This is a genomic window from Acetobacter sp. DmW_136, from assembly GCF_008690365.1.
Classification (GTDB): Bacteria; Pseudomonadota; Alphaproteobacteria; order Acetobacterales; family Acetobacteraceae; genus Acetobacter; species Acetobacter oryzifermentans.
The window spans coordinates 1-10,877 of the sequence record NZ_VHON01000010.1 but is presented as its reverse complement, the minus strand read 5'-3'; the positions used below and the strand labels follow the sequence as shown (position 1 = coordinate 10,877).

The window sequence follows — 10,877 nt, the reverse complement described above, 5'->3', positions numbered from 1 at the left end:
TCTAGGTGTTGATCCTGCGGAAGAAGCACCCAAACTTGCTTTGTCTGATGAAACACGCCCGATAGCCGAAAAATATGTCTGTATTGCTGTGCAGGCCAGCACTCAGTGTAAATACTGGAACAATCCCACTGGGTGGATGGAGATTGTTGCCTATCTTAAAAAGCAGGGCTACCGGGTTATCTGTATTGATCAAAAATCTGTACATGGCACAGCTATTGTCTGGAATCATATTTCTTACCGTATTATCAATTGGTATACATGTAATTTTTGTTGGAATGATGAGCGTGAACGCTTTGATCATCATGATTTTCTCTGGTGCCCTCGTCACGCCAATACACCACATCAGTTTGAGTGTACACGTCTGATTACGTCACAGCAGGTCATCGCTAAAATTAGCGCTGTCATAAAGGGTAATGCACATTCAGAAATACCATATGCTGAGAAAATTCTTTCTCAAAATCTACTTATTTTATAGGAAGATTACTGGATTACCGTTTGCATATATCTGTCATAGAATAAGGAAATTTTTCTGTTCTAATAGAAATTGTCCGCGATCCATTAACGTGCACTCACTCGTGTTATGTGACAAGCCGGATGGACATCGCACAGAAATGTGACCATGTATTTCCAAATCCTCTGGCTTTATGTGGCATCCTGAATAAAACATCTGAAGAGTTATCAAACATTCAATTTCATCTTGATTTTGCTTATAATGCATTCAAGCGTTATAAAGAAAAATTGGGATAAATTAAGTATTTTTAAATATAAGAAAATATTTTATATAATATGAATTCTTCCATATTTTCTTATTCGACGTAAAAAATACAGATTTTTTTGTAATTATTTGAATATTGAACTTATATTTTAGGGTATAATCCAGTTTTCTGCAACCTAATTGTCAATTAATGTTTCGAAATTAGAATATTTTCTAGAAAATATCTTAGAAATTTATGGTGACAAAATTTGCGGAAATTGTATTGAAAATTATGGAACATTTTTTATTTTTTATTCTGTTATGGAGAGAGTGGTGTTAAGGTTTCTTCTTGCAATAGTGGCAATATATATATTATTTAAAATATCAATAATTATTTTCTATTTTATTTTGGCGCACTGGATAATTTGTCTAGTATTAGCTGTTTTAGCCGCTATTGTAATTGAAGCCGCCAGTAGAGATACCGAAAAAGTATCCAATCAGAAACAGGATGCTTCAAAGGAAAAGCCATCTGAAGAAGATAATTCTTACACATTTAAATCATCAACACATCAAAGCCCTACTTCCAAATATGAATTCAGATCGTCTATAGCCCAGAGCACTGTATTTCATGGCAGGGCATCTACGCCTGAGATAATAGATATTGATGATGAGCAATCTTTTCAGGAGGAACCGTCTGCTCCTGAGAAATCGTATGCTGAAAGGAAAGGGTTTGCAGGAGAATGTATTGTTAATAAATACATAAAAGATATTAGAAAAAATAGGGGGATATTAAAAAATATATATATAGAATATAACTCCCCAACAGGTAAAAAAGTAACGCAGATTGATCATATTGTGAAAGTTCCATGGGGAATATTTGTTATAGAAACAAAATACTATAGTGGATATATTTCTCATGATCCAAAAGATGACTACAACTGGGTTCGGCAACCAGATGATCCAGAATCAGATCAAAGATATAAATTTTATAGTCCTCTCCGACAAAACCAGATGCATGTTGATGCTGTAAGATTAACAACGGGTTTAGAAGAAAAGAATATTTTTTCTCTTGTTGTTCTTGCAGGAAAAACAAGATGTGACAGTTATATTGAAAATAGAATTGTCAGGCCGTCCAGATTAAAGGAATATTTGGGTAATGATTGTAGGCCCCCATTATCAGATGTGCCTTATATAGATTATAAGGAAGTTGAAGATGCATGGTCTATTCTTTTGGGGTTTTTGAAAAAACAGTCAGAACTACAAGAGAAGCATAAAAAACAATTAAATTATTAGGGTCTGTTAGGGCTTGTTTCATTCTGCTGCGGCAGCAATGTGGATGGCGGCAAGGAACAATGTTTCTGTTTTTTCGTATCTGGTTGCGAGAGCACACCACTCCTTGAGGCAAGCCCAGAGTTCTTAACGAGATGCTAGTAGGTTCAGAAAATGCTTGTGTTTGTCGCCTATAAGACGAGTTGTACTTCTTGCCTGCGCTAGTCGGGCACTTAACCGCTGTTGCGGTGGTCGTTTTTTGAGAAGGGTAAGTCCCACTCTACGAGCCCATGCTGACAGATCGCGGCGAGCAGGTTAAGGCGTTTGACGACTGTAGCGCCGCTGTATTTCTTGGCCAGCCGGTTCCAGAAGCCACGGACTGCCGTCGTGCTCAGATCGACAGTGCCTGCTGTGCGATCTCGTCTTGAAGAATGGCGGGGATGTGACCCTTGCGATCATTCTCCCGGGTCTGCATCTTCTCGCGCACATGGTGGTCGACCAGTTCACGGATGCTTTGTCGTCCCAGTGGTCGCGTATCTGGAACTGGTCAAGCTCTGGCTGGCAGACGTTCTGTCCGGTCAGCGTCGTATCAGTTTGGCTAAGTAGAAGGTCTGGTAGATATTTTTTCCGTCCGCGATGCGCTTGCTGGCTCGATACTGGCTCTTGCCGCGATATTCAATCTCGACAGGAAGTGGGCGGCCTGTGGCTAGAGCAGCGGTTTTGGCGGAAGTGATGCGATCTTTCGTGGTGAATTTCGCTTGGGCCCAGCATAGCCTTTGCATGGAACCATGTGCTTATCGTTTTTTTTGGTGGTGAACCCAAAAACCGTTAATTATTCCGTGACCAAAACTCTAAGTCATTGGAAATATTGGCGTCCCGTACGGGATTCGAACCCGTGTTGCCGCCGTGAAAGGGCGGTGTCCTAGGCCTCTAGACGAACGGGACAAGAGGCTGATGCGGCTTCCTACGAGAAAAATATCTTCAGCACAAGCAGATTCTTTTGGAGTGTATACGTATTTGGTGGAAAAACGCAGGCAAACGTTTGATTTTTGGCAGAATACGGCCAATTACAGGGGAGAGCTAACGCAAACATCCAAAAGCATATGATAATAATAGGGAAGGTTCATAAAGGTCATGTAGCAAGGGTGAAGTTGGTAAGCTGGGTCAACACCGAGCTTCAGAGAATATAACTTTTCCAAATATTGAATAGGTGCGTTCCAATTTATGTCAGCAATTTTCATACATTAAACAGGCGGCTTTTTGCCCATAAAGGTAGGGTCTGGAAATCTTTTTCGCGTTTGAGGTGTTTGGGCTCTTGCATCTAGAGCAGAAGCCTGCTTGCAGAGGCGCTATGCAAGGTTTGTCAGAAAATACAGGTTGGTTTCCCGTCGTGTTTCGCATGGAAGGCGAGCGGGTTCTTGTTGTGGGTGGCGGAAATGTTGCCGCTAGCAAGGTGCAGCTTCTTGTATCCACAGGTGCGCGGGTTGAGGTGCTTTCGGCTTCCTTGTGTTCCGAACTTGAACGGATGGTGGATAAAGGCACCATACACCATTTTCCACAGGATACATCTGCACAGGATTTGCAGCCGCGCCTTGCTGGCTGTCGTCTGGTTTATCTGGCAACCAATGATCGAGATCTGAACCAAGCACTTGCCACTCTATGCAAAGCGGAGAATGTGCCAGTTTGCGCCGTGGATGATCCGGCTATTTCCACATTTATTACGCCTGCATTGGTCACACGAGGGAAAGTGCAGGTTGCTATTTCTACTGGAGGAGCCGCTCCCGTTCTTGCCCGTAGGTTAAGAACAATGGTGGAGCGTGTTCTGCCAGAAGGTCTGCACCGTCTGGCAGATTTTATGTCCACTATGCGGGATGAATTGCGCCAGCGTATCCCTGATACTTCGGCACGCCGGCAGTTGTGGGAACGTTTTCTGGATGGAGAAGGTGCACGCGTTGCTTTGACAGGCAATACGGTTGAAGCCACACGCAGCCTGCAGGAGCTGGAAGAGGGGAACGCTGCCCGCGGTGAGGTCTGGTTGGTTGGGGCAGGGCCGGGTAATCCTGATTTGCTAACTCTGGCAGCTTTACGGTTTATGCAGGATGCGGACGTTATTCTGTATGACAATCTGGTCGGCCCAGAAATTTTGAATTACGTGCGGCGAGATGCCGAACGTGTTTTTGTAGGAAAAAAGCGCAATCGTCATACATTGCCACAGGAAGACATTAATCATGAACTGGTGCGTCGTGCACAGGCTGGCCAGCGGGTTTTGCGTCTGAAAGGCGGAGATCCTTTTATATTTGGCCGAGGTGGGGAAGAACTGGAAACATTGGTAGAGGCCGGTGTGCCGTTCCGGATTATTCCGGGTATTTCTGCTGCCAATGGATGTGCGGCATATGCTGGTATTCCGCTTACACATCGTGATTGCGCGCAGGCCTGCCTGTTTATTACGGGACATGCGCGCGCAGATGGCGTGCTGAATCTGGAATGGGAAACCATTGCTCTTAAAAATCAGACAGTGGTGATTTATATGGGGCTAACAATGCTTTCTCAGCTTTGTGCCCAGCTTGTTAAGCACGGATTGCCTGAAAACTGGCCTGTCGCTGTTGTGGAAAAAGGTACTTTGCCAGAGCAGAGAGTATGCGAGGGCACATTAGCGACCCTACCAGCACTGGTGGCCGAACAGCAGATACAAAGTCCGGCACTGGTGATTGTTGGAGAGGTTGTACGCCATCGTGTGATCTCACCGCGTTATTAATTTAAGATACAAGATCAAGCCGTTGATATTTGCGGCACCTTTGCCAGCCGATTTAAAAAAGTCGCCTCTTATCGGAAAGACAGGACAGAATATGATAAACACTTCATTACCCCATGCAGACGCTGCCAAGCGGGCTGAGGCTGTGCTGGCGGAACTAAAAGCACAGTTTAATGAACGTGTTTCGTGCAATGAGTCTGTTTGTGAAGCCCATAGTCATGGAGAGGCTTTGCAGGTGGCCCGTATGCCCACTGCCGTGGTGTTTGCTGAAAGCACGGCGGATGTGTCCGAAGTGCTCAAGCTTTGCCATCATTATCAGGTTCCAGTGGTTGCATTTGGGGCAGGCACATCGGTGGAAGGGCATGTTACGCCCCCAGAGCATGCCATTAGCCTTGATCTTTCCCGTATGACAGAAGTGCTGGAAGTTAATCCGGCTGATCTGGATTGTCGTGTGCAGGCGGGTCTGACCCGGCAAGTGCTGAATGTTCAGTTGCGGGATACGGGCTTGTTTTTTCCGGTTGATCCGGGTGGGGAAGCAACATTGGGCGGCATGTGCGCCACGCGTGCTTCTGGCACAGCCGCTGTGCGTTACGGCACCATGAAAGAAAATGTGCTTGGGTTAACTGTTGTGCTGGCAAATGGAGAGGTTATTCGTACTGGTGGGCGGGTGCGCAAGTCTTCCACCGGGTATGATCTTACTTCTTTGTTCGTAGGGTCTGAGGGCACGCTAGGGATTATTACAGAAGTGCAGTTGCGCCTCCATGGTATTCCCGAACAGCTTTCGGCTGCCATTTGCCAGTTTGAAAATCTGCATGATGCCGTCAGTACAGCTATTGAAATCATCCAGATGGGGGTGCCTATCGCCCGGGTGGAACTGATGGACGATGTGCAGATGGCTGCCAGTATCAGTTATTCTGGCCTGACAGATCTACAGCCTCTTACAACCCTGTTTTTTGAATTTGCTGGTGCGCCAGAATCCGTGCGTGAACAGGTGAGTGTTACGGAAGACATTGCGCGCGAAAACAATGGGTTGCGCTTTATGTGGGCCGATACGGCGGATGAGCGCGCACGCCTTTGGAAGGCGCGGCACAATGCGTTTTGGGCTGCCAAGGCGATTGATCCTGCCGCGCGTGTTATCAGCACGGATTGCATTGTGCCCATTTCTCGCTTGGCAGATCTGATAGATGGCGTTCGGCAGGATATTGCGGCCTCTGGCTTGCAGGCTGCTATTTTAGGCCATGTTGGTGATGGCAATTTCCATACCCTGATCATGACAGAAGATAGTGATACCGGGCATGCCCGCGCGCTTGATCTTGATCGCAAGATTGTTGCACGAGCCTTGGCGATGGGGGGCTCATGCAGTGGTGAACATGGTGTGGGTTTGGGCAAGCTGGAATTTCTTGAAACCGAGCACGGGGCAGGGGCTCTGTCTGTCATGCGGGCGTTGAAAGCAACGCTGGATCCGTTGAACATTCTAAATCCCGGCAAGCTGTTGCCAGAAGGGCCTGTGTTCAAAGGGTAAGGAGCGTACGGGTGGCTCGCCCGTATAAACTTGACATTTACGTGTTATTTTCTGTTTATACACACAAAATCGTATTTATCTGGAATGGACTATAAATCATGTCTTCGTCCTTTTTATCCCGTAGGGTAATGCTTGCCGGAATGGGCGTGGCCATGATGGCCCCCTACGGTGTTGCGCGTGCAGATGGTCAGGTTTTGCGGATCGGCATCATTGCCGGTGAAGATGAAGATGTTTGGCGTGTGGTGGCAGAAAATGCTGCCAAGGAAGGGCTGACACTCAAGATTATTCCGTTTTCAGATTACAATGCGCCGAATGAGGCATTGGCTGAGCACGAACTGGATGCAAATGCGTTCCAGCATGGGCCATTTCTGGAAGCACAGAACAAGGCCAAGAATTTCCATATTGTGTCTGTCGGCAACACGTATCTGTCTCCCATAGGTTTGTATTCTCGACGCTGGAAGTCTGTTGCAGAACTGCCCAACAAAGCAGTTATTGGTGTGCCTAATGACCCAACAAATGAAGGGCGTGCCCTTTTGCTGCTGCAAAAACTGGGGCTGATTAAAGTGGCAGAAGATGCTGGTTTAGTGCCGACTGCATTGGATATTACCGAAAACCCACGCCAGATTTCTGTAAAAGAAATGGATGCCGGAATGGTGGGTCGCGCGCTGCCAGATATGGATGCTGCTGTGGTAAATACAGATTGGGCCAACAAAGCAGGTATTGATTTACAGAAAGAGCGGATTGCGCAGGAAGCCCCGCAAAATAACCCGTATGTCTGCTTTATTGCGGTGAACGAAGCAGATAAGGGCGCACCATGGGTGAGCAAGCTGGTTTCAGCTTTTCAGCAAGATAATGTCAAACAGGCGTTGGCACAGGCTTTTCATGGTGCCGTTGTGCCGGGTTGGTCATGAGTCTTTTACAGGTTGAACATCTTACCCGCTCATTTGGCGGGCAGCCTGCCCTTAAGGATATTTCGTTTACGGTTGAAAAAGGCGATAGTCTCGGCATCATCGGGCGCTCTGGGGCGGGTAAGTCCACCCTATTACGGTGTTTGTGCGGGCTGGATCGTCCCCAATCGGGGCGTATTTTGTTAGAAGGGCAGGATCTGGCGGTTCTTCCAGAATCTCAGATTATTCCTTTACGCCGGCGTATTGGGCTTGTGTTCCAGCATTTCAATTTGCTGACATCCCGCACTGTGGCGGCCAATGTGGCTTTGCCATTAGAAATTGCAGGCATACCACGGGATCAGCGCGTGAAGCGTGTAGCGGAACTGCTTGATCTGGTGGGTTTGGTCGATCATGCTCATAAATATCCGGCTATGCTCTCTGGTGGGCAAAAGCAACGTGTTGGTATCGCCCGTGCCCTTGCAGCACAACCTGCCTTGCTGTTGTGTGATGAGGCCACTTCTGCGTTGGACCCTGAAACGACAGAGTCGATATTGGCTTTGTTAAACAGCATCAATCGTGAATTGGGGCTGACTATTGTTTTTATTACACATGAAATGGACGTTGTGCGTGCATTAGCCAGGCATGTTCTTGTGTTGGATCATGGCCGGGTTGTGGCACGAGGCCTTCCGGCGGATATTTTGGAAGAAACCAGCCTGCAAGCTGCCTTACCCCCGAATATGGAACGCAGCCCACAAGAAGGGAGTCATGCAGTGGTCAGGTTAACGGTGGATCAGAACCTAATTATGGCGCCGTTACTGCAAAACGTACAGCAGATGTGCCAGACACAGGCATCTTTGTTGCGCGTTATTCCTGCCGAGGATGCGGAATATCAAGTGTTGGATGTTTTGTTGCAGATTGGAGATGTTTCCGTTGCGACCATGAACTTTCTTCAGCAAAATTGTCATGCAGCAGAAGTGGTAGGATATGTCCCGGCTCATTCTTGATCTGCTATGGCACGCTACAGTCGAAACGCTGATAATGGTGCTGGTATCTGGGGTTATTGCAGTACTTTTTGGGCTGCCATTAGCTGTTTTTATGGTTGTTGCAGGGCGTGGTGGCCTTTACCCATTGCCTGCGCTGCCACGTTTACTTGGTGTGGTAATTGATGCCATCCGGGCTGTGCCATTTATTATTCTTCTGGTGCTGCTTATTCCATTTACGCGGATAGTTGTTGGAAGTGCGTTGGGCACAACGGCTGCCATTGTTCCGCTTTCCATTGCTGCTATTCCGTATTTTGCACGCATTGCCGAGGTTTCGTTGCGGGAAGTTGATCGTGGATTGGTGGACGCCGTACGTGCCATGGGCGGAACACGGTGGATGGTTATCCGTTATGTTTTGCTACCAGAAAGCATGCCAGCGCTTGTATCTGGCATAACGGTTACACTGGTGACCTTAGTGGGTGCATCAGCTATGGCTGGCACTATTGGGGCTGGCGGTTTGGGGGATCTGGCTATTCGTTATGGCTATCAGCGCTTTAACACTACCGTGATGTTAGGAGTGGTCGCCGTATTGATTGTGTTGGTGACGGGGATGCAGGCTTTGGGCAACTGGCTTTCCCGCATATTACGCCATTCTGAGCGCATCAGAATAGCCGACTAAAGTTTAAAAATGGCCTCTCTATTCTTCATCAAATAGAGAGGCCAACATTGTAAAATTAAGCGCCTACAAGTTCTGCATCAGCCGCAGACCCAAAGAGTTCATAATGGATCTGGTTTTCCGGCACACCAGCTTCTGTGAGAACTTTAATCATATCTCGCATAAAGCTATCGGGGCCACAGATATTGTAATCTGCGGTTATATCTACACGAGGTTTAATCCATTCTGCGCTGATTCTGCCTTCATGCAGCGTCACGTTCTTGCTTGAACGGTTTGTGGGCACAGGGGAGTGGCTATAGAAAATATCAGCTTCAAGAGCATCTTTTTCAGCCAAGGCAGAGATATAATCCGTAAATGCTTCATCCTGTGCAGTGTGAACACCGTGGATGTAGTGGATATTGCGCTTGGTGCCATCTTTCAAAAATGCACCAAGGGTAGAAATAAAAGGTGTTTGTCCAACACCTGCACACAGCAGAACGATTTTGCTGTTTTTTTCTGTTCCGGGGGTAAAATCTCCTGCTGGTGCAGAAACGTCCAGAACCTGTCCTTCTTGCACAGTATCATGCAGCCATTGAGAAACCACACCCCCATCTGCCCGACGAACACTAATGCGGTAATGATCTGCGCCGGGTTCGGAGGAAATACTGTAGTTGCGTCGTTGTGAGCCATGCTCAGGAACATCCAGCTTAAAGCTGAGATATTGCCCGGCTTCGTGCTTCATAATGGGTTTGTTATCAACAGGCACCAACTCGAAGGATGTAATGGTATCACTTTCCCGCACTTTGCGTCGTACCGTAAAGGGCCGCCAGCCTACCCATCCACCTGGTGCTGCGGCATGGGCCTCGTAAATCTGTTCTTCACGGCCAATTAGAATTTCTGCCAGGAACCAGTAAGCTTTCCCCCATGCTTCCAGAATTTCGGGGGTGGCGGCATCACCTAATACCTGAGCAATCGCTCCCAAAAGTGCATCAGCGACGTAGGGATAGTGCTCTGGAAGAATGTTCAGTCCAACATGTTTTTCAGCAATACGTTCAACCATGCCGCCTAGTGCGCCTAGGTTCTCTATATTGCGGGCATAAGCCAGCACAGCCAAGGCAAGGGCTTTGGGTTGTTCACCATCTTTTTGGTGAGACATATTGAAAAGATCCCGAATATCGGGGTTGGAGAGCAGGCGTTTATACATTTCCTGCGTAATATCCAGCCCGTGTGCTTCAAGCGCAGGGACACAGGCCTTTATGATTGAGATTGTTTTTGCATCAAGTGGTGAAGGCATGGAGAGGATTCCGTATAAAATGTATTTCAGTTACATCTTATAGGCACATAAAAAGATGTCAATAATGCACATCTTTTGTGCAGAGATGGCTGCATTGTGATGCATGCAATATTTAAGTGTATGGATGCACTATATTTGGGATGTTATGTTAGATAATGGCTAATATTAAACGATTTGTGGAAAAAGACATTTTTGATTTTGCATTTCTGTAAATCTAAGACTACTTATTGCATATAACAAAATATGTTATCAGGTTATTAAGTTTGCAATGATCTGCCATACTTTGCAGAGCATGAAATATGGCAACCATAAAATATTGGGCATGCTACAAGAACCACGGTAACTCTGGAGCAATGGATATAAAGAGCAATGGCTGACCAGGACGACGTTATTTCACCCGGGATAGATCTTGGGCAAAGGATCAAGATCCTGCGTAAATCCGCTGGACTTACGCAGCAGCAGGTTGCCGACGCGCTGGGGGTTTCAAGGCCAGCTATCGCTTTTTGGGAAACCGGACGGGAAGGAAGCGCCAGAAAGCATATTCCCAAACTGGCGGCACTTTTTAATGTTGACCCAGAAATTTTTCTGACCGGCTACGTGCAGGAAGATATTGAGTTGGTGATTACACCCGATGAGCATGATGTGATCCGGCTTTACCGTATGCTTGATCCATCTCGCAAAGTATCTGCTCAAAAATGGTTAGAACGGCAGGCCCGGATGGCCCGACAGGAAGACTAGGCTCAGGACCTATTAATTTATTGAACTGAGCGAGCGGTTGTGATTCAGAGGCTTACCGATGGAGGGTGGGCCTGTGAGTGATGTGT

At 47.0% G+C, this 10,877-nt stretch carries 8 protein-coding genes, 1 tRNA gene and 1 pseudogene; 8 read left to right on the top strand and 2 right to left on the bottom strand.

From position 1 onward, the window contains the following. Both FKW31_RS04790 and FKW31_RS04785 read left to right on the top strand, forming a co-directional pair. Positions 1–475: pseudogene (locus FKW31_RS04790) on the top strand (hypothetical protein); the annotation flags it as partial. Positions 476–895: 420 nt separating this feature from the next. After that, positions 896–1,987, top strand: a complete 1,092-nt coding sequence (locus FKW31_RS04785; RefSeq protein ID WP_150177952.1) for a nuclease-related domain-containing protein — start codon at positions 896–898, stop codon at positions 1,985–1,987. Positions 1,988–2,832: 845 nt separating this feature from the next. Here FKW31_RS04785 and FKW31_RS04770 read toward each other — a convergent pair. Next, positions 2,833–2,908, bottom strand: a tRNA-Glu gene (locus tag FKW31_RS04770). A gap of 406 nt (positions 2,909–3,314) precedes the next feature. Between FKW31_RS04770 and cysG the strand changes: the two genes are divergently transcribed. The 5 genes from cysG to FKW31_RS04745 all read left to right on the top strand — a co-directional run bounded on the left by cysG (position 3,315) and on the right by FKW31_RS04745 (position 8,783). After that, positions 3,315–4,718, top strand: coding sequence for a siroheme synthase CysG (gene cysG, locus FKW31_RS04765; protein ID WP_150177951.1), 1,404 nt, complete (start codon positions 3,315–3,317; stop codon positions 4,716–4,718). Between the two features lie 91 nt (positions 4,719–4,809). Then, entirely contained in the window at positions 4,810–6,237 is a 1,428-nt protein-coding gene (locus FKW31_RS04760; RefSeq protein WP_063354543.1) for an FAD-binding oxidoreductase, read from the top strand. Positions 6,238–6,335: 98 nt separating this feature from the next. Beyond that, the gene (locus FKW31_RS04755) at positions 6,336–7,148 is read left to right on the top strand and encodes a MetQ/NlpA family ABC transporter substrate-binding protein (protein WP_006115902.1); all 813 of its coding nucleotides are present in this window, start codon (positions 6,336–6,338) and stop codon (positions 7,146–7,148) included. Then, positions 7,145–8,128, top strand: a complete 984-nt coding sequence (locus FKW31_RS04750) for a methionine ABC transporter ATP-binding protein (RefSeq protein ID WP_150177950.1) — start codon at positions 7,145–7,147, stop codon at positions 8,126–8,128. The genes FKW31_RS04755 and FKW31_RS04750 overlap by 4 nt, the downstream gene beginning before the upstream one ends. Continuing rightward, positions 8,109–8,783 (top strand): methionine ABC transporter permease, encoded by a 675-nt coding sequence (locus FKW31_RS04745; protein ID WP_150177949.1) that lies wholly within the window; start codon positions 8,109–8,111, stop codon positions 8,781–8,783. Before FKW31_RS04750 ends, FKW31_RS04745 begins: the two co-directional genes overlap by 20 nt. A gap of 55 nt (positions 8,784–8,838) precedes the next feature. Here the strand turns inward: FKW31_RS04745 and hmpA are convergent, their stop codons facing one another. Next, a complete protein-coding gene (hmpA, locus tag FKW31_RS04740; RefSeq protein WP_063354540.1) occupies positions 8,839–10,053 on the bottom strand; it encodes an NO-inducible flavohemoprotein in 1,215 nt (404 codons plus the stop codon). Between the two features lie 369 nt (positions 10,054–10,422). Between hmpA and FKW31_RS04735 the strand changes: the two genes are divergently transcribed. Beyond that, complete coding sequence (locus FKW31_RS04735; RefSeq protein WP_003626381.1) at positions 10,423–10,791, top strand: helix-turn-helix domain-containing protein; 369 nt, start codon at positions 10,423–10,425, stop codon at positions 10,789–10,791. The last annotated feature ends 86 nt before the right edge of the window (positions 10,792–10,877 follow it).

Bases quoted from the DNA above. Each gene is read 5' to 3' on its own strand.
- FKW31_RS04755 (WP_006115902.1), top strand. From the start codon at position 6,336: ATGTCTTCGTCCTTTTTATCCCGTAGGGTAATGCTTGCCGGAATGGGC.
- FKW31_RS04745 (WP_150177949.1), top strand. From the start codon at position 8,109: ATGTCCCGGCTCATTCTTGATCTGCTATGGCACGCTACAGTCGAAACG.
- FKW31_RS04750 (WP_150177950.1), top strand. From the start codon at position 7,145: ATGAGTCTTTTACAGGTTGAACATCTTACCCGCTCATTTGGCGGGCAG.
- cysG (WP_150177951.1), top strand. From the start codon at position 3,315: ATGCAAGGTTTGTCAGAAAATACAGGTTGGTTTCCCGTCGTGTTTCGC.
- FKW31_RS04760 (WP_063354543.1), top strand. From the start codon at position 4,810: ATGATAAACACTTCATTACCCCATGCAGACGCTGCCAAGCGGGCTGAG.
- hmpA (WP_063354540.1), bottom strand. From the start codon at position 10,053: ATGCCTTCACCACTTGATGCAAAAACAATCTCAATCATAAAGGCCTGT.
- FKW31_RS04735 (WP_003626381.1), top strand. From the start codon at position 10,423: ATGGCTGACCAGGACGACGTTATTTCACCCGGGATAGATCTTGGGCAA.